At 37.5% G+C, this 22,466-nt stretch carries 22 protein-coding genes and 1 riboswitch; of the genes, 4 read left to right on the top strand and 18 right to left on the bottom strand.

Annotation, left to right across the window (positions count from 1 at the left end):
* Positions 1 to 162 precede the first annotated feature (162 nt).
* On the bottom strand, positions 163 to 618 hold the full coding sequence (locus ACQKNC_RS20515; RefSeq protein ID WP_427426575.1) for a hypothetical protein: 456 nt from the start codon (positions 616 to 618) through the stop codon (positions 163 to 165).
* A 238-nt stretch (positions 619 to 856) separates the two neighbouring features.
* Positions 857 to 1,417, bottom strand: coding sequence for an energy-coupled thiamine transporter ThiT (gene thiT, locus ACQKNC_RS20510; protein WP_427426574.1), 561 nt, complete (start codon positions 1,415 to 1,417; stop codon positions 857 to 859).
* A 130-nt stretch (positions 1,418 to 1,547) separates the two neighbouring features.
* A riboswitch (TPP riboswitch) is annotated at positions 1,548 to 1,655 on the bottom strand.
* Positions 1,656 to 1,778: 123 nt separating this feature from the next.
* On the opposite strand from thiT, the gene ACQKNC_RS20505 reads away from it, so the two are divergent.
* Positions 1,779 to 2,114, top strand: coding sequence for a DUF4870 domain-containing protein (locus ACQKNC_RS20505; RefSeq protein WP_427426573.1), 336 nt, complete (start codon positions 1,779 to 1,781; stop codon positions 2,112 to 2,114).
* A 207-nt stretch (positions 2,115 to 2,321) separates the two neighbouring features.
* Here ACQKNC_RS20505 and ACQKNC_RS20500 read toward each other — a convergent pair whose 3' ends face one another.
* From ACQKNC_RS20500 to ACQKNC_RS20460, 9 genes are all read right to left on the bottom strand, one after another.
* Complete coding sequence (locus ACQKNC_RS20500; RefSeq protein ID WP_427426572.1) at positions 2,322 to 5,402, bottom strand: SbcC/MukB-like Walker B domain-containing protein; 3,081 nt, start codon at positions 5,400 to 5,402, stop codon at positions 2,322 to 2,324.
* Positions 5,399 to 6,556, bottom strand: a complete 1,158-nt coding sequence (locus tag ACQKNC_RS20495) for an exonuclease SbcCD subunit D (protein WP_427426571.1) — start codon at positions 6,554 to 6,556, stop codon at positions 5,399 to 5,401. The genes ACQKNC_RS20500 and ACQKNC_RS20495 overlap by 4 nt, the downstream gene beginning before the upstream one ends.
* Before the next feature lie 258 nt (positions 6,557 to 6,814).
* Entirely contained in the window at positions 6,815 to 7,747 is a 933-nt protein-coding gene (locus ACQKNC_RS20490; RefSeq protein ID WP_427426570.1) for an SGNH/GDSL hydrolase family protein, read from the bottom strand.
* Positions 7,748 to 7,779: 32 nt separating this feature from the next.
* Positions 7,780 to 9,009 carry an aminopeptidase gene (locus ACQKNC_RS20485; RefSeq protein WP_427426569.1) on the bottom strand — a complete coding sequence of 410 codons (1,230 nt, stop codon included), beginning with the start codon at positions 9,007 to 9,009 and terminating at the stop codon, positions 7,780 to 7,782.
* Position 9,010: 1 nt separating this feature from the next.
* On the bottom strand, positions 9,011 to 10,159 hold the full coding sequence (locus tag ACQKNC_RS20480) for a DEAD/DEAH box helicase (RefSeq protein WP_427426568.1): 1,149 nt from the start codon (positions 10,157 to 10,159) through the stop codon (positions 9,011 to 9,013).
* A gap of 270 nt (positions 10,160 to 10,429) precedes the next feature.
* Positions 10,430 to 11,131, bottom strand: coding sequence for an aspartate/glutamate racemase family protein (locus ACQKNC_RS20475; RefSeq protein ID WP_427426567.1), 702 nt, complete (start codon positions 11,129 to 11,131; stop codon positions 10,430 to 10,432).
* Positions 11,131 to 12,360 (bottom strand): ATP-grasp domain-containing protein, encoded by a 1,230-nt coding sequence (locus ACQKNC_RS20470; protein WP_427426566.1) that lies wholly within the window; start codon positions 12,358 to 12,360, stop codon positions 11,131 to 11,133. The genes ACQKNC_RS20475 and ACQKNC_RS20470 overlap by 1 nt, the downstream gene beginning before the upstream one ends.
* 122 nt (positions 12,361 to 12,482) lie before the next feature.
* A complete protein-coding gene (locus ACQKNC_RS20465) occupies positions 12,483 to 13,469 on the bottom strand; it encodes a C39 family peptidase (RefSeq protein WP_427426565.1) in 987 nt (328 codons plus the stop codon).
* 285 nt (positions 13,470 to 13,754) lie between these two features.
* Entirely contained in the window at positions 13,755 to 15,257 is a 1,503-nt protein-coding gene (locus tag ACQKNC_RS20460) for a class I adenylate-forming enzyme family protein (protein WP_427426564.1), read from the bottom strand.
* 251 nt (positions 15,258 to 15,508) lie between these two features.
* Here ACQKNC_RS20460 and ACQKNC_RS20455 point away from each other — a divergent pair, with 251 nt between their 5' ends.
* The gene (locus ACQKNC_RS20455) at positions 15,509 to 16,099 is read left to right on the top strand and encodes a metallophosphoesterase family protein (protein ID WP_427426563.1); all 591 of its coding nucleotides are present in this window, start codon (positions 15,509 to 15,511) and stop codon (positions 16,097 to 16,099) included.
* An 83-nt stretch (positions 16,100 to 16,182) separates the two neighbouring features.
* Here ACQKNC_RS20455 and ACQKNC_RS20450 read toward each other — a convergent pair whose 3' ends face one another.
* The 5 genes from ACQKNC_RS20450 to ACQKNC_RS20430 all read right to left on the bottom strand — a co-directional run bounded on the left by ACQKNC_RS20450 (position 16,183) and on the right by ACQKNC_RS20430 (position 17,892).
* Positions 16,183 to 16,764 (bottom strand): DUF305 domain-containing protein, encoded by a 582-nt coding sequence (locus ACQKNC_RS20450; RefSeq protein ID WP_427426562.1) that lies wholly within the window; start codon positions 16,762 to 16,764, stop codon positions 16,183 to 16,185.
* Positions 16,765 to 16,886: 122 nt separating this feature from the next.
* Complete coding sequence (locus ACQKNC_RS20445; RefSeq protein ID WP_427426561.1) at positions 16,887 to 17,057, bottom strand: cysteine-rich CWC family protein; 171 nt, start codon at positions 17,055 to 17,057, stop codon at positions 16,887 to 16,889.
* Between the two features lie 134 nt (positions 17,058 to 17,191).
* A complete protein-coding gene (locus tag ACQKNC_RS20440; protein ID WP_427426560.1) occupies positions 17,192 to 17,389 on the bottom strand; it encodes a gamma-type small acid-soluble spore protein in 198 nt (65 codons plus the stop codon).
* A gap of 15 nt (positions 17,390 to 17,404) precedes the next feature.
* Entirely contained in the window at positions 17,405 to 17,617 is a 213-nt protein-coding gene (locus tag ACQKNC_RS20435) for a hypothetical protein (RefSeq protein WP_427426559.1), read from the bottom strand.
* Between the two features lie 41 nt (positions 17,618 to 17,658).
* Positions 17,659 to 17,892: a hypothetical protein gene (locus ACQKNC_RS20430; RefSeq protein WP_427426558.1), complete on the bottom strand. Its 234-nt coding sequence runs from the start codon at positions 17,890 to 17,892 to the stop codon at positions 17,659 to 17,661.
* A gap of 216 nt (positions 17,893 to 18,108) precedes the next feature.
* Between ACQKNC_RS20430 and ACQKNC_RS20425 the strand changes: the two genes are divergently transcribed.
* Positions 18,109 to 18,603, top strand: coding sequence for a L,D-transpeptidase family protein (locus ACQKNC_RS20425; protein WP_427426557.1), 495 nt, complete (start codon positions 18,109 to 18,111; stop codon positions 18,601 to 18,603).
* Between the two features lie 456 nt (positions 18,604 to 19,059).
* On the opposite strand, the gene ACQKNC_RS20420 is transcribed toward ACQKNC_RS20425, so the two are convergent.
* Positions 19,060 to 19,824, bottom strand: coding sequence for a DUF2935 domain-containing protein (locus ACQKNC_RS20420; RefSeq protein ID WP_427426556.1), 765 nt, complete (start codon positions 19,822 to 19,824; stop codon positions 19,060 to 19,062).
* 209 nt (positions 19,825 to 20,033) lie between these two features.
* Between ACQKNC_RS20420 and ACQKNC_RS20415 the strand changes: the two genes are divergently transcribed.
* Complete coding sequence (locus tag ACQKNC_RS20415) at positions 20,034 to 21,704, top strand: ribonuclease J (RefSeq protein WP_427426555.1); 1,671 nt, start codon at positions 20,034 to 20,036, stop codon at positions 21,702 to 21,704.
* Positions 21,705 to 21,786: 82 nt separating this feature from the next.
* On the opposite strand, the gene ACQKNC_RS20410 is transcribed toward ACQKNC_RS20415, so the two are convergent.
* Positions 21,787 to 22,422 (bottom strand): restriction endonuclease subunit S, encoded by a 636-nt coding sequence (locus tag ACQKNC_RS20410; RefSeq protein ID WP_427426554.1) that lies wholly within the window; start codon positions 22,420 to 22,422, stop codon positions 21,787 to 21,789.
* Between the last annotated feature and the right edge of the window lie 44 nt (positions 22,423 to 22,466).

The raw sequence follows: 22,466 nt of genomic DNA, 5'->3' as shown, positions 1-22,466 counted from the left end.
TTTAAATTCCAGAAGCGTCGTTTGGTCACATTTCTTAACTTAGCGTTGTAAATCCCCATAATTTTGAAGGTACTCCTTGTTGCACTAAACTGCCCCGATAGTTGAATAAGAAAAAGATGGGATCTCTGTGGCATCCCATCTTTAAGTAAAGCACCTGTTAGTTCAACAAGGTTTTAGTATTTTTTCAAGTACAATAGGACCCGTTTTCTTTGTCGTTGTATTGACTGTTCGGACTTCGATACGAGTAGGTCGCATTACAGGAGAAACTTCATCTAAATTCCCAGCCCAAATAGTTTCTCCATATTCAGTTAAAGGAGACAATGAGAAAATCCAGCTTATTTCCTTCGGAATATATGCTAATACTTCATAACCATCATAATCCCCAAAACTAGATGGTTTTGGTAAATGAAGTGCGTGAACACTGAGACTTGTTCGTTCATCATTAAACTTTCTTTCAATATTATAAATCAGTGCTACTCCTCTGGCATTTTTAGTTACGTTTTTTGTTGGTTCAAGTATTACTGAACAAGGTGGCAACTCTTCAATTTTATTCTCAGAGTGTGTTTGTGAAGGTAGAATTACAAAAACGAAGATAAGGCTAAAAAGCAATTTTTTCATTTCTGATTCTCCTTAAATTTGTTTAGTATCATTATTCCCCAAAACTCCATATTTATTGTATTTCTATCGTTCCTTGTTGCACTAAACTGCCCCGTTAGCCATCCATGAAGCACAAAAATCAGCACTTCACCACAGAAAATGAAAGATGGGATTGAGTTCTTTCATGGGAGTTGAATAGCAACAATCTTTTCGAAAAAGCAAAACAAAAAACCCTCCACTAATGTGAAGGGCATACTAATTATGATTTTCGTTGCATTAATTGTGGTGCTGCCGTAAATAACAGAACACCGACAATTGCCGTTAAAACTGTTGCTGGTAACATGTAAGTCCCATTATAGATGATTGAATAAATCCATGCATTTTGATCACCAGCATACTCTGCGAAAAATACAGCGCCCCCAATGGTATGTGTTGCATAACGTAAGAAGCCTGCTAATACAGTTCCTAAAATAATATAAAGCGCCATTTTCTTTTTGTTTAAATCTTTAGCAGCCTCTAGCACAGGTTGACGAACAACGGCCGCCAAGCCCACAACTGTAAAGGCAACACCATAATCGAGTATGCCTTGAAGCCAATGCACAATAGTGGCACCAAACATTGTTTGCATAACACCAATGAGTAAACCCGTTGTCATGCCTGGAATTAGCCCCCAGCGAAATGCTATTAATATTATTGGCACCATCACTAGACTAACAGATCCTCCTTGTGCCCATACTTTAAAGGAAACCTGATCAAGCACAAGGCCAATCGCTGCGAATATCGCAATCTCCACAAGCATTAAAAGTCTTTTATTGTCCATAATTATTCTCTCCTTTGTTCCGATGTAGGATACAAGAGCAGGAATAGAAATCAGTTGGCAAATATGTCCCTATCTGGCATTAACAAAGATAAAAAAACGATGCCAGGACAGAGCCTCACATCGTAAAAGTGTCGGTTTCTATCCACATCCCTACGCAAGTGTTAACTTACAGGTTCGAAGAGTCAAGGCATTACGTGCCCAGTCTCAGCTGACATCATCAGCTCCCCTTGTGGTCGTTACATCTTAATTTATTTGAACAACCTCATTTTACGCAAACACTGTTGCGATTACAACCTCTTCTACATTTTTTTTGAAACTTTGCTGTTTTTCATGCGTAAATATTAAAAAAGGAGGTACAACTATGGAGAACCAAAAAATTTTATCTGCCTTTAGTTATCTCAGTATTTTATTCGCACCTTTTATTGTGCCATTAGTCGTTTACTTTGTTACAAAAGATAGCGACGTAAAGAGTCACTCTATTCGAGCACTAATATCACATTTAATCCCAGTAGCATTCGGAATTATATTATTTGTCGTCTTTGTCTTCTCAACTTTATCATTCAACACCAATTTCGACCCTGATTCAGGTAGTAATACGTTTCTTATCATTTGGTTTGCTTCATTCGCAATTTACTTACTAGTTTCAATCGGAATCGTTATTTGGAATATTATCCAAGCTGTTCGCGTTGTCCGATAAGTTTCATTTCAACCTTGAACAGCTAGTACTAAAAGGAGCTGTTATTTTGTGAAAGTATCTAAAGTAATCAAAGTCGCAGTAAAATTAGCACCTATCGCTATCCCCATTGTAAAAAAAGTAATCGCTGCAAAGAAAGGAACAAATCCTAACGTAACTAAAAAATGAAAAAGAGGCGTATTTCCATACAATGGAAATACGCCTCTTATTTTATTTTACTTCAAAATATGTTTGACTATGACCGTTCATTGCTTTTTCGACATGCAACACTGCGGGCATTGTAGCTTTTAACTCTGCAACGTGAGAAATAACTCCAATCATACGCCCAGAATCTTGTAAATCAATAAGCGTATCAATCGCTTTATTTAACGCTTCTTCATCGAGAGAACCAAAGCCCTCATCAATAAACATCGTTTCAATGCGGATATTACCTTGGAAACTTTGAATGACATCTGCCATACCAAGGGCAAGACTTAAAGACGCATTAAACTTTTCTCCCCCCGACAATGTTTTCACATCTCGTAATTGATCCGTATAGGCATCATACACATCTAGTCCAAGCCCACTTTGCTTGGCATGCTTTTCTAATCGATCTGAACGTCGTAGTTCAAACTGACCGTTGGATAGATGATAAAGCCGGACATTTGCTGCCTCTGTAATTTTATCTAAATAATTGATTTGAATATAACGCTCAAAGGACAGCTTTTTCACATTCTGTCCATTTAGCATTGCATAAAGTTCCTTCACTCGTCCCGCCTCTTTTTCAAGTAAACGAATCTCCTGCTCGGCCTCCTCAACTTTTTCGATAAAGTCTGCACAAGCTTTCGCAAATCCTTCCATTTGTTGCAATACTTTAAAGGCTTCCTCATATGTGACACGAAGCATCTCTAACTTTTCTTCCATTGCCGTTAAATCTTGCTTCTCTTGCCCTTTAAGATGCTTCTCTCCCTCAGTAATTTGTACCTGTAATGTGTGGATTTGTAGTGCATAATCATTGCAAGCCTTCCGTAAAGCTTCTATTTGCAACATGCTACGCTTCCCAGCAGCAAATTCTTCATAGCTTTCAAAGCCTGCTTCCTTCATACTTACTGAAAATTGCTCGCGCTTTTCATCCATTTTTAGCTTTAATTCCTCAAAAGCCTGTTTCGCAATTTCTATCGCCATTCTAGTATTATTTGCTGCTTCTTTGGCAAATTGCAGGCTTTGTTGACTGATATTCCACGCAGTTTGTAATGCTACCTTTTGTGAACCTATATCAGCAATCGCCTGCTTCAATGCTTGTAGCGTCGTAAGATTTTCTGGAATATGCTTTTGCTGCTCCTCCACAATTGCTTGTTGCTTAGTCAATTCCTTCGTCTTCTCAGCTAAGTATTGCTCTAGTTTTATTTGCTTTTCTTGTAGCTGCTCCATTCGTGTGCGATGATCCTTTTGTTGCATACGTATATCAGACAATTGATTGCTCACTACTTTTAAGATTGTTATTTGTTGCTCTACGTTTTGCAAGGAAGCTACAATTTGTGCCTGATTCGATTGATCAATCTCATTCGTCTCTAACTGTTCTAGCGCCTCTTGTAGAAGATGCTTTGTAGAATTCAAGAAAGCCTCTTTCTCTAAAAACTTGCGCTCATCAGTAGTAGCCTTTCCTCGTAAAGCTTCCACCTGTGCTAATTCGATCATCTCTAATTGCTCACTATGTGTTTCGAGATGTGTTGTACTACCGCACACTGGGCAAGGATCTCCATCCTTAAGCTGCTGTGCTAAAATACTTGCCTGACTCGCAATCCATTGCTGCTCCAGCTTTTGAAGAGCCTGCTTACTTTCTTGATACTGGACATTAGTAATGGCTACATCCTGCTCAGCAATTGCAACTGCTCTCGTGTATTTTTCAACTTGCGCTAGTAATAATACGTTTTCTTTTAGCTTCGGTAGCTGTTCTAAATAACTTTCATATGGCTCAAGCTGTTTTTCATATTGATCAATTGTTTTTGCTAATTGCTGAACTTTCATTTGTCCTGTTTCTACGATTTTACTATTATCCTCTACTGCTAGCTTTGCTGTTGCAACATATTGTTCTGCTATTTGCATTTGCTGCAAATTATGCTCATACGCCTCGAATTTTGGTAATAATGCTTGCAGCTGTATTTCCTGTTGTAAAACATGTTCACGTTCAGGTTCTTTCGCCTCTTCAATGTTAAACTTTTCTTGTGCTATTTTTAACTGAGCCTCTGCGTTTTGCTGCTCTGTAATTGCTTGCTGATAAGATTGTTCTTTACGATTTTGCTCAGCACGTAAATCAATGCATTGTTGCTCAAGTATAACAAGACGCTCCGCTTTCTCCGCTAATGCAATTTCGCGTTCTTTTGCGCTATATATATCTTGTTCTTGTAGCAATACTTGTAGGCGATTTTGACGATTAGTTTGCTCATCAAATTGTTCATTCAGTGTTCTCGCCATACTGTAATATTCTTGTTCTTTTTGATGATGCGCATAAGCTTCTTTATAGCGCTGCTGTTCTAATTGTATACATTCAGTATAGTATACCTGCTCTTCTTCCAAAACCTTCTTCAACTGATGCATATTTTCGGTATTATTAGTAATGCAAGTAAATAAAGATGATGAACGCTGTGGTAAAGCCCCCGCAATTTGACCAAGAAGATGCTCCTTTAATTGTTTAGCACGCAGTAAATCACTTTCTGCTTCTTTTCGTTTCGCATCAAGTCTTTTTGTCATAGCACCGAAGCGATCTGTTTTAAAAATTTTACGCAAAATAACTTCTTTATTCGTCGAATCTGAGGTTAACAACTTGCGAAATTCACCTTGTGGAAGCATAACAATTTGACTAAACTGATCCTTTGTGAGACCTATTATTTCCTGTAGCTTTTTATCTACCTCAAGCGTTTGTTGCTTTTCTACAATACTATAATCAAGCATGTCTCCTTTTATTTCAGCCATTTCAATTTTCTTACCAGTAATACTTTTGTTTTTTTCTTTAATATGACCTGGCTGACGTAAAATTTGATAGACCCTATCATGCATTTCAAAAACGAGTTCAACGGCAGTATACACATCATCATCTGCAAACCCGCTTCGTAGCATAGCCGTATCCTGACGATCCTCACCGCTACCTGCTCCGTAAAGTGCATAGCATATAGCATCAAAAATTGTTGTTTTCCCCGCACCTGTTTTTCCGGAAATCGCAAATAGGCGGTGTTCACCTAGCTGTTGGAAATCAATAACCTCAGTATTTTTATAGGGACCGAATGCAGTAATCGTTAACTTTAAAGGCTTCATTTTACTGTCTCTCGCTCCTCATCTAATAGTTCTTGTAGCATCTCTGTAAATAGACGCTCAGTATCTTGATCTGGCTGTACACCAATTATATCTGTAAAAAATGATCGGAATAAATCAATGTCTTCTATCTTCTCTGTCTCAACAGCTTGAATTTCATGTGGTGCTTCTTGACGTATTACTTTACGCTCAACATGCATCGCATGAGGAAACACTGTACGAATACGTTCCATGGGAGAAGTTACAGGCGTCGTATCTGTTAAGCGTACAAATACATAATCATCACTAGGTGGTAATTGCAATAAATCATCCATTAAACTCTCTACCACACGTAGATCTCGTCTCGCTATAAGCTTTCTTTTTGTAACAGTGATTTCTCCCTGTGCATCTAACTCAACTATTAAAAAGCCCTTCTCATGTAAGTGCTCAGATAATGAATACTTCAATGGAGAGCCAGCATATCGAATCGTTTCATTCAACACAAAATGCGCTTTATGCAAATGTCCTAGTGCTGTGTAATTAAAAGGCTTAAACAATGCTGCATTTATACAATCCGAGCCTCCTATTGATAAAGGTCGCTCTGAATCACTCGTATTCGCTTCCTCTTCCCCATACTTCGTCACAAAGGCATGTCCAACAAAAACATTACGCTTTGTAGTATCTAAATTTCGCCCAATATGTTCGATAATTTTTTCCATCGCATCTTGATGAGAACGAATGGAATCATCCTCTAAAATAGTCCGTACCGAAGCCGGCTCTGCATATGGTACGAGATGAAAATGTACTTCGCCGTACTCATCACGTAAAACTATCGGTGCATGATCTTTCGTAAATTGGCCTTTAATATGTAATCCACTATCACTCATTAAACTACTGCCAAAGTTCAATCGACCAGCACTATCGTGGTTCCCGGCAACTGCTAACACAGGGATTTTTTTATCAAGCACAATTTCCGCCAAAATATCATTTAGTAAATTCACTGCCTCAATCGGGGGCATTGAACGGTCATATAAATCACCTGCTATTACGATTACATCCGGTTTTTCCTCATCAATGGCTAGCATAAATTGCTGTAAAATATATTGTTGATCCTCCGTCATATAGACGCCTTGTACAAGCTTCCCTAAATGCCAATCTGCTGTATGAAATATTTTCATTCTTTGCGCCTCCCTGTCTATTTCATTTTATCACGGCTGATAGATTGATTGTTTTTCCTTTTATTAGTTTGATAAAGGTTCCTCATCATAATGTGGGGAGCTGAGGTGTCGGGGTATCCGTCACTTCGGCGATTCTTTCCGTCGTTCCCTGGGTTCAATCCGTCGCTTCGACAATTCTTTCCGTCGTTACCAGGATTCTATCCGTCGCTTATTGATATATCTTCAATATAAAAAAAGAGCATCACTGTCGATGCCCTGTTACAAATAATTATGATTAAAACGTTTTGCTCTTACCTTCTCCATAAAAGCGGCGTATCCTTTGAAACCTTGAATGTTACGTGCCGTAGGAGTTGGCTTTTCTTTTTCTTTTTCTTCTTTTTTCTGCTCCGCCTTCACCTGTCGTTCTAAAATCTGCTCAAATGATATAGGGTTAGGCTTTGGCAGTTCGTTTGAAGAAATAGCTAGAGCATCACTTCCACTATATTCCTTTAAAAATGCATTTGCCATTTGGCGATAGCCTTCAAAATTTGGATGTACATCAGCGATATTTGGTAAAAAGTTTATTGCGTTTAACCCAAAGACATCATACACATCTACATAAGTTGCTCCAGCATGCTCTGCCTGTTGCTTTAAAATCGTATTTAACTTCACAAGCTGTGCATTTGTTCCTTCTTTTTGCGTAGCGTGAACATTTGGATATGCAAAGTAATAGCCCATTATATAGATCTTTGCTTTAGGTGCTCGTACTTTTAATTCTTCTAAAATCTCCGCCATATTTTTTCTGGCAACGTTTAATGCATAATCCGTTTGAAGTTGTGAAAAGGCTAATGTACCGGCAGCCGGATTGATCTGCACTAGACGAAGTAAATCGTTGGCACCTGCCGAAATAGTAATAAGTGTTGCATTTGCTAGTAAGTCACTTGCTTCCTTAGATTTAACTCGTTTCAATACATCAGCTGTTGTAAAGCCTGGGAAAGCGAGCTCCTTCGTATAGAAACTCAATTGCCCAGTCATCCCCAATCTCATGGCGATTAAATCACTGTAGCCTGTATCAATCTGTTGATGAGGTGTTTGACCAGCCGCCAAGGAATCTCCAATCGACAGGTAGTTTTCAGTCTGAGCAAAAGCAGATGAAACACCCAATGCCATCATGAGTATTGCTGTACCAATTAAGCTAAGTAATCGTTTCATCTGCTAAAACTCCTTTCTTCACATGAAGAGTCTTAAAATGCCCAGCTACCTTTGCGGAAAATTGGCTCTACAGTTCCATCTGGTAAAATACCGTCAATGTCCATTTCACCGCTGCCAATCATAAAGTCCTCATGCGTTACTGAAATATTTGCACCTAACGCTTCAAGCTGGCCGTTTTCTAAATCTCTTCCACCCTCTAAACAAGTTGGATAAGCTTCGCCAATCGCTAAATGGTTCGATGCATTTTCATCAAACAATGTATTAAAATATAAAATCTCTGATGCTGAAATTGGTGATTCATGCGGTACAAGTGCTACCTCACCTAAATAGCAAGAGCCTTCATCTACATTAATAAGCTCCTGTAATAAATCATGTCCTACCTGTGCTTCAGCCTTAATAATCTTTCCTTCTTCAAATGTCAGTTTAAAGCCATCAATAATATTCCCTTGATAAACTAATGGCTTTGTATTGCTCACATAGCCATTTACACCTTGTTTCATCGGTAACGTATAAACCTCTTCTGTCGGCATATTCGCAATAAAGATCGTATCATCTGGCGTTTTGCTACCACCAGTTAGCCATTTATGCTGTGGCGCTAATGCAATTGTTAAATCAGTACCTGGCGCTGTATAGTGAAGCTTTGCATATTTTTTACTGTTCAGTAGGGCCGCACGAGATTCTAAATTTACTACGTGTTCACGCCAGTTTTCAACAGCATTGCCTTCACCGATACGAACAGTTTTAAAAATGGCCTCCCATAATGCTGGTACTTGTTCCTCTGCTGCTAAGTTCGGGAATACCTTCGATGCCCACTTTGGTGAAGGAACTGCAACGATCGACCAAGCTATTAAATCTTTCATTACGGCGTTGCGATAGTTTTTCAGAGCAGCTCCTGATACCTTTTGATGAGTAGCTAGACGATCTGTTGAAATACCTGTTAAATTATCAGGGTCTGAAGCATCAATCCATAATAGTGCTCCTTTACGTTCGATCAACTCTTCACGCATTTTGACTACCCATTCTGGAAAACGATTAAATTCTTCATCTGAGGCATGCTCAAAATAAGCACGATCCATTTCATCATCTGAAAAGTTAACATGAACACGTCCTGCTCCAGCTTTATAAGCTTCTTTCACAACTAAACGGGCGAAATCCAGTGCATCCACTGATGTGTTGACTAATAAGTATTGCCCTGGTTGAATATTGACACCAACTTTTACCGCAAGTTCTGCATATGCTTGTAATTTTTCTTCAAAAGTCATATTATTTACCTCGCTTTTGTCCAATTGTTTTTGAATTACCCTCCACTAGCTTGCCTTCATGCCAGACTTTCTGTACAGGTTTCGCAGAAATTTCTCTTGTCCATTTTTTATAAGTTTTTTCATCACGATAAGATAATAACGTTAGTACTTCACCATCTGCTCCAGCACGACCTGTACGACCAGAACGATGCAAATACTGCTCAATTGTTCTTGGTACATCTACATGAATAACATGTGTTAAACCTTCAATATCTAAACCACGTGCTGCAATATCTGTAGCAATTAAAATACGCGCATCACCTTTACGGAATGCATCTAACGCCTTTTTACGTTCTTCCTTCTTCATGTCAGAATGTAATGTCACAATCGGTGCCGAACGGTATTGTAATTTCGTTTCCTTCATCAGCAATTGATCTATATTGTTGACGAAAGCAAGTGCACGTAATCCTTCCGTATGTGAAAGTCTGCGTAGGAAATCAGTTTTATCTCGCTCCTCTACTTTCACGAAAGAGTGTACAACTTTACCCACCTTTAACATATCCTCAGGTTTAATTTTGAAGCGTACTGGCTCGAACATCATGCGACTAGCTACTAATTCAATTTCCTCCGTAATTGTTGCCGACACAACAACTACTTGTCGCCCATATGCTGAACCTTCGATAAAGGATTTAACTACAACACGGTATTCACGACTAAGTAACTGATCACACTCATCTAAAATAACTGTTTCAACTTCTTTTAGCTTTAACTTTCCAGCACGTGCTAATTCATTTAATCGACCAGGTGTTCCTACTACTATCGTCGGTTTTTTCTTTAACTTTTCGATTTGACGTGCAGAGTTAGCACCACCAATTAGTTGTTGAACCGTTATATCAGAACCTGCTGTCCATTCACGAATAACCTCTACAATTTGCATTGCTAGCTCCTGTGATGGGGCTACAATAAGTCCTTGTGTTTGTTTTTTTGAACCATTTACTTTATTTAGTAAAGGAAGTACATAAGCCAAAGTCTTCCCCGATCCTGTAGGCGATTCAGCTACAATATCTTTGCCGTCAAGCATTGCTGGAATCATTTCTTCTTGAATTTTCATCGGCTCTTCAAATTTCCATTTTGCTTGTACATCTTCATTTAATAAATTTATTACTGACATGTAATTTCCCACCTTCTATCTGCTTGACACTAGTTTAACACACTAATCATTTTCCTTCTTCATATGTACGTAAACCTTTGTATAATCGTTTCAAAAATGTCGTTTTCTTAATCTTCCCCTAACGAAATTTGAGTATGTAGATAAAAAAAATCTGCACGTCTCATCACGGGATTGGTCAGCCTTCAAGCCCTTATAGACACTTGAGCTTCTTTGAAGGTTTACAACTTACCTGCGATAAGCGAACAGATTTTTATTTCGTTCATTCAATTGTTAAACTACTATTTCATAGCCACATGCTAATATAGCACGTTCTGCTAACACGATTAATGAGTCGATATATCTGTCACTTAATTTTAAATCTCGATTGACGATAGATAATTCTGTACATCCTAATACGATACGATCACAATTAAGTGCGAGCATTGCTTCTTCTATCGGCTGCCAATCCTCCTGAGAGACATCCTTTCCAGCCTTTACATAATCATAAATAATAGACATCACTTTTTCTTTCATCATATCGTCTGGGACAACTGGTGTTATACCAAATTCCTCTAACGCATCTTGATACATGCGTGAGGTTAATGTACCAGTAGTCGCTAAAATGCCTACACGTTCTGCACCTAAATCAGAGGCACGCTTTGCTGTTTCTCTTATCATATGTAATACAGGAACTGGAGACCCTTCAACAATCTCATCATAAAAGGTATGTGCCGTATTACATGGAATAGCAATCATATCTGCTCCAACAGAAGCAAGCTTTTTTGCATCTGCGACTATCACTGGTACAGGGTTTTCTTTTGTACTATCTAAAATAAAGGCAGTACGATCTGGGATATTCGTATCATTATCAATGATTGTATGTAAATGTTCCTGATCCTTCGCTGCCTTCGTACGTCTTACAATCATTTCACCGATAAACATCGTTGCAAGTGGACCAACGCCACCAATTATACCTAAAGTTTGTTTTTTCATTAGTTTGACAGACCTTTGTTGTTAAAATATTTCTTATATTGGCGATAAAAGCTTAAATTATCAAGCGTTATATTCAACCAACGCTTCGCATTCATATCCTTATAATTAAAGATTGAATCCGTAGCCATTCCTTGGCGAATAAGGCTTTTCGCTTCTATCACAAGCTGTTCATTTTGTACATATTTAAAAAGGACACCATTCGGCACAATTGTCCAAAGATGCTTGTTCTGAACATATGTTAGCTGTTGCTTGCTTCCGCGGATAAAATCATCTGCAACATATTGCATTAAGTTATAGCCACTTGCAGTCACATAATAATTTGAAAGTTCATTATGTAATTCAATACTTAATAACTTATATTGACCGTCACGTTCATCATACTTCATATCAAACGTGGCAAAGCCTTGGAATCGAATTTCCTCTAGAAACAATTTCACGCGATCCATTAAGTCTTTATCGTATGCTGTCATGATGGCTACATAGCGACCAATTCCCTCTGGAGAATGCTCTTCTAAAATTGGGTTACCTACAGATAGCAGTTTTACCTTACTATCTTGCCCAACATAAGCATTTACGACACACATATGAGCATCTTCACCAGGAATATATTGCTGTATCATTAAGTCATCTCGGTATGCCGATTCCTTATAAATAGCGTGGAAAATAGCATCCTTTTCGTCGTTATCTTTTGCAATATACACTTTTTTCTTGCCTGGGAAAATACATGTAGCATACTTTGTCATATTCAAAGGTTTAATGACAACAGGGTATTCAAAAGGAATATCAAATTCCTCGTAATCATTGACGGTGCAAACATGCATTGCCGGATAGTGAAAGCCGAACTTCGCACAAAGTTCATACATGCTCTCACGTGTTAATAGCTCGTTAGCAAGGGTTGCATCCACATAAGGAATTACAAAATACTCTGCTAGCTCCTCTTTATGTTGCACAATTTTTTTCACGTAAAATTCATCGCAGGCTAATAACAGCAATTTTTTACCTGCAAATTCCTCTGCAATTGCCTTTAACGCAACGACAAAACGTTCTTCAATATGGAGTCTTGGAACTTCACGAAATGTTAATAAATCACTTTGCTGTATTTTCTCCATATTCGTATGATTTAATGCAAGTGGTTTAACGCCATAGGACTCGTAAAATGCTCTCGCCATGCCGTAAGCATTCATTTCATCTCCTAATAGTACCGGTAAAAAAGCGTGCTCAATGGCCATTCTACTCAACTCACTTTAGCTTTTATTTGGCTCTCACCATAACGAGGGGTCCATCCCCAGTGACGAGCCTTTTTTACAAGTGTAACATACTTTCCTTGTACGCCTTATAACTCTTCTTTGAATCATTTATGAACGGCTACAGCTTGTTTACCTAACTCTCTATAGCTTTTAAAAAACTGATCCACATTATAAGTGACAAAGCCTTTTAATGGGTCCATAACAACTACTTTATCGCCTAAATGCCCAGTTAAAACAACAGCATGCAAGTTCATATACGCGGCATGTGGCACTTTTTCACCTTCATAGATCCAGCCCTTAGCTAGCTTTCTTTGGGGCTCTGATAAATCTAATGTAACCCAAGTCACAACAGGAACTCCCTCTCGAACAAGCTGTAAAATTTCGTCCTGCGAGGCACCACTCTTATTTGTCACCTGTAAGTTTGCCTGTTTATCTGCTATTACTGCCTCTGCGGCTTTGACAATCGGAGCTGCAAAGACATACATACCATGTGCTTTATCACGAGGATTTCCTGCAAAAGCCTGTGCCGGATTTGGACCAAATCGTTGTCCGCCTACATTGCTTATTGTTTGCTTTGGTAAATAATTATCAGCCATTTCCAGCTTCGTAACATTCAACCCATAATAATTTAATACAGCTGTTAACGATGTAATTTCACAGCCATGCGGTAATTCAGGATTTTGCATAACAACTGGTACATCTAGCTCCTGCTCGTCCCTTGAAAAATGTGTTTGCAATCGATAATATGGCTTCGTCGCATCATATGTAAAATGTTCGATTGTAGTATAACCATCGTTTTTCGTACTATTTTCAAGCGTAGTTGCAGCAATAGCATATTCCCGTCCATCTATAAGTTTCGAAAATTTTGCTTCCCCCTCTTCAGAGCCAACCGCATCCTCTACTACCTCACCTTTCTTTACATCTGTAGCGGTTATATAAAGGTTAGGTATCGGTGCACCACTATTAAACTCTACTGTTAACACGGTTAATCCTTTGTGTTTCGTTTCCTCCTGCGAAAACGGATTGCAACTTGAAAGTAGCATGATTATCATAATACCTATTAGTAAAAGGCGTTTATACCTCGTCCACAAGACAAATTCCGCTCCTATCTTGTTTGAAGACAATAACTTCAATTCTATTATTTTATTTCAATTTGTCGCAGACTCTATTATACGCTAATTTCATAGACGTTCCTATTTTAACTTCTTTAAGCGGTTGTCCAAACACTTAGAAGTAAAAGCCTCGGACGCAATTGCGCAGAGGCCTAATGATCTTCAAAAACCCTCTATGGGGCGACACAATAGCATCTCTAAATTTGGTGTGCACTCGGTTATGGTATTACTCTGTTTGCTATTTTCAAGTTTCATCAAACCGTTTTATACGTTAGGCGTGCTTACTCTTGGTCGTAATGTATGCTTTAAAACTTTACCAGAAGCATTACGTGGCAATTCAGCTAAAAATTCAATTTCATGTGGCACTTTATATTTTGCAAGCTGAGTCCGACAATAAGCCAAAATCACCTCTTCATCGGAAGACTTCCCTTCCTTCAGTACGACAAACGCTTTCGGAACTTCGCCATATACTTCATGTGGTAAACCTACAACAGCTGCTTCTAAAATTTCTGGCAGTTGATACAAAACCTCTTCTATCTCGATAGGGTAAATATTTTCGCCACCTCGAATGATCATATCCTTTTTACGATCTACAATATAGAGATAGCCCTCTTTATCAAAACGTCCTAAATCTCCTGAATAAAGCCAGCCATCTTTAATTGCTCTAGCTGTTTCTTCAGGATTACGTAAATAACCTTTCATTACTTGTGGTCCTTTGACACAAATTTCTCCTACCTCACCCGCTGGCACAGTTTCTCCAAAGCTATCAACAACACGGACGTCTGTTTGTGCTAATGGTTTTCCTACTGATCCAATCTTTGTCAATGCATCAGCATCTAAAAGGGAAGTGGCCGCAGGAGAATTTTCAGTTTGTCCATACAAGTTTTGTACTTTCACATTAGGGAATGTCTCTTTCACTTGCTTAACAAGCTCATAAGGCATCGGTGCTGCCCCATAACATAATAAACGTAAATTTTTAAATGTATGTTCCTTAAAGTCAGGTGTATTTAAAATAATTGTATACATTGACGGAACTCCAAAGAAAATTGTCGCAGCTGTTGAGGCAAGCTGTTCTATTGTATTTGTTGAAGAAAAAGCCTCTTCTATAACAACAGTACCACCTTTATAAAACATCGGCATCGCAAATACATGAAGACCTGCACAATGAAATAAAGGTGTACAAATAAACATTCTATCCTCATTGGTCATATTCATTGATGACGACCATATATCCGCAGCTGATACAATATTTTGATGCGTTAACATAACTCCTTTTGGTTTACCTGTCGTACCAGAAGTATACATAACAACTGCTGTATCATGAGGCTCCAATTTAACAGCTTTTCTTTGGCCAGTATAGTTCTCAGTTACCTCTTTCATTTCTTTGAGCCCTATTATATGTTGAAATGGATATGCAATAGTTGCGAGTACATCCTCTAACCTTTCATCATAAATAAGTCCTCTAGCCTCTGAATGATTAAAAATAAATTCGACTTCTGGAGCTGCTAATTTTGTATTAATAGGCATAACAACATAGCCCGCTAATTGAACACCGATATAAGCGATTAAAAATAAATCTGAATTGAGCGTATATAATGCAATTACATCATTTTCTTCAAAGCCTTGCTTTTGTAAATATGCTGCGAATTTTTCTGCACTTTTATAAAATTCACTATAGGTTAGCTTTGTCCCATCGTATACCGTTGCAATCCCACTTGGTTGCTGCATAGCATAATTTTGTAGAATGTCTGTCATTAACATCGTCATCATAAGCCCCCCGATTTTTAATTTTCATAATCCTGATATCGTGTAGAATTATCACAAAAGACAAAACTATTAACTAATTTCAGAAAATTATGATTATATTTTATCAAGCTATAAATAAGTTGGCAATTTTTCTACACATTCGAAAATATGACCAATATGTAACTAAATATACTAATACATTTTACTTTTCTATCAATTTCTCTTAGGTGTATGATATTTACATAATGATTTTGAGGAAAGGCCGGATTAAAATGCTGTACGCACTTTTAGGTGATTTACATTCTAATATAGAAGATACTAAGGCAGTTCTTACCCATATTCAGCAAACCGCGAAGGATGCAAAGGTATTGGGATTAGGCGATTTATATGAATGTACTGTAAGTAAGAAAAAGGCACAAACAATGTCGGGTTTACCACTACAAAAAGCTGCAATAGTGGAAAATGATTTTGAAAAATTACTAACATTCCCCTCTATTCGTGGCAATCAAGAGGAGCGTATTACACGTGTAACTGGCATCGAACGGTTTACAGCGCTACCCGAAACAATGGAGATTGTTGGTGCAACACTTATGCATGGACATCAATTTCAATGGAGTGTGACATGGCAGCCAACATTTCCGCCATTCAAAAAAACGCTTCTTTTCTTCGGACATAGTCATGAATCAGGTCTTTATCATCACAATAAAAAATTATCTATTCGTATTCGCTTTGGACAACCAATCGCATTACAAGAAAAGCAATACTGCATCAATGTTGGATCAGTTGTTGATCACCGTGAGTGGTGTCTTTACGATAGTGATAAACGAACAGTAACATTTATGTGCGCTCCTTCTGTCAATTAAGGTCCGTTTTTAAGATTCATGCAAGTCTACATACGACAAAAAAACGCTAAAATCGATTTCGATTTTAGCGTTTTTTCACCAAACTAGCAATTTTCACAATCCTGTAAAGCATCAAGTAATTTTTCCATATTGCAAATTCGATCGCACATCGTTTGAATCATATTTTTAAGGATTGGTATTAACTCTTGGCAAATACAGAACCTTAAAACGTTTTGTGCAAGTCGAACTCCTCCCTGATGGTGAACAATCATCTCTCGAAGATAGTTTATATTAATGTTATTGGAAACTGGTGGTAAGCTCATTGCCTTGAACATAGCTTCAGTAATTTCTTTATATGCGCACATATATTCGTACAATTCATATTCTGAATTTTGCACAATACAGCATCTATTTTGTATCGCTTCTAGACATTCAACAGTCTCTGTACTTGTTTCTATTATTTCTAATGCAAGTTCTTGTACAAGTATATTTGTTGTGTATCGCAAAACATTTTCTGACATTTTAATAGCAGCTACTTGGTGCGGTAAAATTTGCTTAATAAAATTTTCTGAAATGCTACATGTGATGGTTACATAGGTCATGCCCTGAATCATTTTGTCGAGAATCCTTTGGTATTCCGCTAAATAAGCCTGTGTAACATTACTGAGTACAATTGGTTTAGCCATTAGACACACTCCTTTCAGATTAATATATGTCCGATAGGTTGTTGTGCGGTAGACAATTGTACCAACTGATCTCTATTATTTCGTGACAGCAATTGAAGTTTTTTTAGACCTAAAATAAACGATTAATCTTTTTCATATGTATTCAAGCACTTTTGACAAATACATTGCTCTTTAGGTACTTCTTCAAGAATTTCTTGAGGGAAACTTTCTGTCATACACCAGCAATCTTTTTGCCCGTTTACTACCCCACAATGATTTTCTTGTCCACATAACGGACAACTTTTTTCTTCCATTCGTATACCTCCTTACATTTACTTTACATTGTAAAATAAAGTGAAGTTTTAATCAGTGATTTTTTCATCCCATTCCCTCGCTTTTAAGATTAAAAATAGAGGAGTACTTAATTTCATACTCCTCTCCAAATAACTTATTGATTTTTCCCTTGAATCTGTTGTTTTACTTCTTCGACATCTGTATCACTATATATTTCCGTACCAACCCCACCTCTTTGGGCTAGCAGCTTTTTCACTTCATTGTAAGATAAACCACCTTCTGCATTGTTTCTTTTTACTTCATTAATATTTGTTCCAGCAGAAGTAAACTGAACTTCATTATGGTCAGTCATACAAATCCCTACTTTCTATAATTCATCAGGCTGCAATTCAATCAATTCATCGCCTTCTCGTTCTACTTTTTTATTGAGCTCCTTAACTGGTATAGAATCAACGGTTTGCATATCTTCGTGTAAGTCGAAAAGACTTATAGTATCTGATTCAACCATGTCTGGTTTGTTCTTGCTTGCTAAATTCATAAATACTTTTTTCTTATGAGGTATGTTTTCTAAGTCCATCATTGCTCACTCCTTTACAGAAAGTATGTGCAATGTTGAACAAATTATGTGCCTTTCGTTTTTGCACTTTTATCGATACGATGATATTCAGATATTTGAATGACCCGAACATTTCTTGTATGCAGCTCGTGGTACATCCCTCTACTATCCGTAAAGGATATATATTGATCTCGTTCGCTTCGAACTAATGCCTCTGCTTTTTCCTGTGATTCGCTATGAATAAATCTCCTTATATAATGCATTTCATCAAAGAAATAAGTAATTTTAAACTCTTTCATAATAACTCCTCGATTACTGGAAATGTTTTGTTACTGCTTATCATATCCAACTAGCTGCAGTTGTTATCCTCATGAATATATTAAAGTTAGCTTCGGCATAACCTGTATTAAAGCAATTATTTCAGGCCCATCATCAACTTATATACACGGCATATGTTTTAATAAATGTCATCCCTACTTTTGATGATGAGCCTTATTTTATAGGAGGTGATAAATTTGATCCATACAGTTAATGCAGGCGAAACCTTGGCCCAAATAGCTAGAAATTATCGTACTTCGTTAGCGTCCATAATGGCTGCTAATCCTGGGTTAGATCCGAATGTACTTTATATAGGACAACAAATTGTTATACCTGGATTTCCTAATCCAAATACAATCCCTTATAGAATAGATATTTCTACTGAAAATCGATGGCTACGGTTATATAAGGATAATATTCTTCAAAAGCAATACCCAATTGCGGTTGGAAGGATGTTACATGGTACACCAGCTGGCAATTTTATAATCATTAACAAAGAACCAAATCCCGGTGGTCCGTTTGGGACAATGTGGATGAGTTTATCTAAAGAGCACTACGGAATTCACGGAACGAATAATCCTAGTTCAATCGGTCATGCCGTTTCACGTGGCTGTATTCGTATGCATAATAAGGATGTCGAAGAGCTTGCAAGCATTGTCCCAATCGGCACTGGAGTTTTTATTCATCCTTAAAAATCAACAAGGCTATCTCTTAACAAGATAGCCTCATGTTGTTAAAAAAACATTATACAGATGTAATTCAAGGTGTCATATTAAATAAAGTATGACCCTTCGGCAATGCGAGGGATTGATTTCCGTTCCGGCTGGGCGCTTTTATCGCTGCCGCTTCGCTTTCGCACAGAAAACATCCGCTTCGCTGCAGGGTCTCGGGCCAACAGATGTTTTTTGCGCGAAAGTGTAGTGTTAACGTAGCGGAAGCAAAGTGTTTTTGTCTGTGCGAAAGCGTAGTGCAACGTAGCGACAGCAACACACCGATTTTGGTCACGAAGGCGTTATCACAGGACGTGATGGTTTTAGCCTTCGTTCCTCTAAATCTCTAATCCCCAAGGAGTCGCCCAGCATCCACTCCAATCAATCACTTCACATAGCATGTGTTTTTTACACTCTTAAAATAACGTCTCATACAAATTAATCTTCACCTCTAGATTGTGCGAGCTTCGATAAATAGTATTGCTCCTCTCTTAGCATATGATCCGCTATTAAAGCTGTAAATGTTCCTAATACTTCTGCACTTAACTCCATCTCCTCTAACTCCCGTAAAAAAGTTTTGAATAATTCCATTTCTATATCTACATCTCGATTAAAGCGAGTTAATGCGGGGAATGAGTCTATATTTGAACGCAAATATCCTGTAAGCTCAACTGCTTTTAAATAAAACTCTTCAAAATGTTGAGCAAAGATAGTACTTTTTTGCCTCAATCTTCTTTCTACACCATCCAAATCGTCATGAATGATACCTGCATGTCCTGATGCATCTAAAAGCCATACTAAGTGATGATGAAGCTCATGAAAGATTGGCGGGACTTCTCCCTTCTTCAAATAACTAAGTACATTTTGATACTCCTCTAGTTCATTCACCATGTGATTAATAAAAGTAGGTGATAGATGAATATTAATATTTCCCGTTAATTGCTTTCTAAGGATATAAAATTTAAATTGCTTTAGTTGTTCTACAGTCTCGTCGACTGTAAGTGAGAAGGAAGCAGCATTATTGGCATCTATCGAATTAACATAGGCAAGAAGCTGAGAAAATTGATGAATAAATGAACTCGCTCTTTTAATATCCTCCGTTTCCGATGGATACAATGAATCATGAATAAATTGAGAATGATCTTTAAGTATCCTTAGCCAAAACTTATGTTCAAACATCGCATGCTGTAAGTAATTCGACAACCAGTCACATCCCCTTTAGTCTATACGTTCCTCTATTCTATTCTTCTTGAAAATCTAATATTAATGCTTAGTGAAAGTAAAACCTCAAATTGTCTTTTCGTATAGGATGAAACGCTTAAAGCTATACTACATAATGCAGAAGCAACAAAACAAATTCAATTTTCATTAAAGGTACATCCAAATACCTTTAAACTTAGGAGGGGATATGCTTGTCCACAAAAGACACATTATCAATTTTCGCCTTAGGTGGCATTAATGAGATTGGCAAAAATATGTATGTAATACAGTATGGGGATGATATTTTAATTATCGACTGTGGCGCTAAGTTTCCAGACGAAAGCTTACTAGGTATCGATTTAATAATTCCTGATATTACGTACCTACTGGAAAATAAAGAGAAGATCAAAGCATTAATTGTGACACATGGACACGAGGATCATATAGGTGGTATCCCTTATATGTTAAAAAAAATAAATGTCCCGATTTATGCGACACGTTTTACTCTTGGGATAATTGAGTTAAAGCTGAAAGAGCATAAACTTTTAAGAGAGACAGAATTAATAGAAATTCATTCAGATTCATCATTAAATTTCGGACAAGTTGATGTTAGTTTCTTTAGAACAAGCCATAGTATACCTGATTGCTTAGGAATCGTTATGAATACCCCTGAAGGAAATGTAGTACACACTGGAGATTTTAAATTTGATTTAACGCCTGTCAATAATCAGTTTGCAGATATTCATAAGATGTCTGAGATAGGATCAGAAGGTGTACTAGTACTTATCTCTGAAAGTACGAATGCTGAACGACCTGGGTTAACCCCTTCAGAGAAGCTTGTTGGTAATCATATTGAAGATGCATTTTTACACGCCGAGCGTAAAATCGTTATCTCTACTTTCGCTTCTAATGTTAATCGCATACAGCAAATTGTAAATGCAACGATTGCTGCAAATAGAAAGCTTGCATTACTTGGCCGTAGTATGGTGAATGTTGTAGATGTTGCCCTTGAGCGAGGCTATTTAAATGTCCCAGAGGATATGTTAATTGATGCACGTGAGGTGAAATACCTTCCACCTGAAGAAGTAGTTGTACTATGTACGGGTAGTCAGGGTGAACCATTAGCTGCACTCTCTCGCTTAGCAAGTGGAAATCATCGCGAAGTAAAAATTCTACCTGATGATACAGTTATTTTAGCTTCGTCCCCTATTCCAGGGAATGAGAAGAGTGTTTCACGGATTGTTGATAATTTGTTCCAGTTAGGTGCAAAGGTTATTTATGGCTCGTCTAGTCATACAGGTATGCACGTTTCAGGTCATGGTCATCAGGAAGATTTAAAACTAATGCTGACGCTAATGAAGCCCAAATTTTTCATTCCGATTCATGGTGAATTCCGTATGTTACATCAGCATCGTTTGCTAGCTGAGTCCGTCGGTGTCAAAAGAGGGCATACGTTTATTATGAGAAATGGGGATGTTGTTGATATTGAAAACTCAATGGCTAGGCAAACACGTAAAATCCCTTCAGGTGATACGTATGTCGACGGTATTGGTATCGGTGAAGTCGAAGGAGTTGTCTTACGTGATCGCAAACAGCTGTCAGAAGATGGTATGCTTGTTATCGTTATAACGCTTAGTAAGGTAGATGGTGCCTTTATTTCAGAACCAGATACAATTTCGCGAGGCTATGTTTATGCCAAAAACTTTGAGGAGCTGTTAACTAAAGTAAATATTCTGGTCAAAGAAACGGTAAATGAGCTTCAGGAAGAAAGTAAGCAGCAAATACATGTCTTAAGAAGAGAAATCAAAAGAGCTGTCGGTCAATACCTATTTTCACAAACAAAAAGAAAACCAATGATTTTACCTATAATTATCGAAATTTAAAAAAGTCGGTGTGGGGTTTTTGCCTTTACACCGACTAAACTCATTTTATCCGATTCCAGTGCGGATGAAGAACCGTTTCATTTTATTTAAGCTCACCCTTAAAAATTTTATGTAGCATAATATTGTAAATATGCTGAGCCCTATTAAACCCATGATGTAAATTTTTTGAGTGATGTTCTATTTGCATTGAACAATCGTCAAAATGCTGTGGTAGCCCCTCTACTGCTGTCATCAAAGAATCTTTATTTTTTATTAAAAGCTGAATCTTATTTAAAATTTGCACCTTTCTATGTTGGATATCTATCATCGGAATATCAATGGATATATGGTATAAATGATGCCATTCTTTATTAATTTGATACCATCTGAGAAAGTGTAATAAATAATCACTTAAAATAATTGTTTCATTTGGAATAATAGCGACAACATCATTTGCAATACATATTTCGGTTTCACATTGATAAATATATTTATTTGAGCCCTTCAAATTAGCTTTAGTAAGAATGATGGTTTTAGCTGGTACTGGTGCACACTTAAAATACTTTTCAAATGTAATATTAACTTTTGGTAATTGTTCAATATCACCATCTAGCATTAACTTTTTTAAATTTCCTGCTGTAATTAGGGGTACTCCGACGTTCGTAAAATTCTTTTTCCTCGGCACTATTTTTCCCTCTTTTATTATAGCAACCTCATCTAATCGATAACGCTTTACCATGCCTGAATCCTCCAATCCTTAACTTAATTAGTTACACCCTAAAA

Source organism: Lysinibacillus sp. NPDC094177, from assembly GCF_050279145.1.
GTDB lineage: Bacteria > Bacillota > Bacilli > Bacillales_A > Planococcaceae > Lysinibacillus.
This window is presented reverse-complemented; position numbering and strand designations above follow the sequence as displayed.

Bases quoted from the DNA above. Each gene is read 5' to 3' on its own strand.
- ACQKNC_RS20490 (WP_427426570.1), bottom strand. From the start codon at position 7,747: ATGAAACGATTACTTAGCTTAATTGGTACAGCAATACTCATGATGGCA.
- ACQKNC_RS20515 (WP_427426575.1), bottom strand. From the start codon at position 618: ATGAAAAAATTGCTTTTTAGCCTTATCTTCGTTTTTGTAATTCTACCT.
- ACQKNC_RS20430 (WP_427426558.1), bottom strand. From the start codon at position 17,892: ATGAAAGAGTTTAAAATTACTTATTTCTTTGATGAAATGCATTATATA.
- ACQKNC_RS20440 (WP_427426560.1), bottom strand. From the start codon at position 17,389: ATGACTGACCATAATGAAGTTCAGTTTACTTCTGCTGGAACAAATATT.
- thiT (WP_427426574.1), bottom strand. From the start codon at position 1,417: ATGGACAATAAAAGACTTTTAATGCTTGTGGAGATTGCGATATTCGCA.
- ACQKNC_RS20500 (WP_427426572.1), bottom strand. From the start codon at position 5,402: ATGAAGCCTTTAAAGTTAACGATTACTGCATTCGGTCCCTATAAAAAT.
- ACQKNC_RS20475 (WP_427426567.1), bottom strand. From the start codon at position 11,131: ATGAAAAAACAAACTTTAGGTATAATTGGTGGCGTTGGTCCACTTGCA.
- ACQKNC_RS20485 (WP_427426569.1), bottom strand. From the start codon at position 9,009: ATGACTTTTGAAGAAAAATTACAAGCATATGCAGAACTTGCGGTAAAA.
- ACQKNC_RS20450 (WP_427426562.1), bottom strand. From the start codon at position 16,764: ATGGCTAAACCAATTGTACTCAGTAATGTTACACAGGCTTATTTAGCG.
- ACQKNC_RS20410 (WP_427426554.1), bottom strand. From the start codon at position 22,422: ATGGTAAAGCGTTATCGATTAGATGAGGTTGCTATAATAAAAGAGGGA.
- ACQKNC_RS20460 (WP_427426564.1), bottom strand. From the start codon at position 15,257: ATGACGATGTTAATGACAGACATTCTACAAAATTATGCTATGCAGCAA.
- ACQKNC_RS20445 (WP_427426561.1), bottom strand. From the start codon at position 17,057: ATGGAAGAAAAAAGTTGTCCGTTATGTGGACAAGAAAATCATTGTGGG.
- ACQKNC_RS20455 (WP_427426563.1), top strand. From the start codon at position 15,509: ATGCTGTACGCACTTTTAGGTGATTTACATTCTAATATAGAAGATACT.
- ACQKNC_RS20495 (WP_427426571.1), bottom strand. From the start codon at position 6,556: ATGAAAATATTTCATACAGCAGATTGGCATTTAGGGAAGCTTGTACAA.
- ACQKNC_RS20480 (WP_427426568.1), bottom strand. From the start codon at position 10,159: ATGTCAGTAATAAATTTATTAAATGAAGATGTACAAGCAAAATGGAAA.
- ACQKNC_RS20435 (WP_427426559.1), bottom strand. From the start codon at position 17,617: ATGATGGACTTAGAAAACATACCTCATAAGAAAAAAGTATTTATGAAT.
- ACQKNC_RS20505 (WP_427426573.1), top strand. From the start codon at position 1,779: ATGGAGAACCAAAAAATTTTATCTGCCTTTAGTTATCTCAGTATTTTA.
- ACQKNC_RS20470 (WP_427426566.1), bottom strand. From the start codon at position 12,360: ATGGCCATTGAGCACGCTTTTTTACCGGTACTATTAGGAGATGAAATG.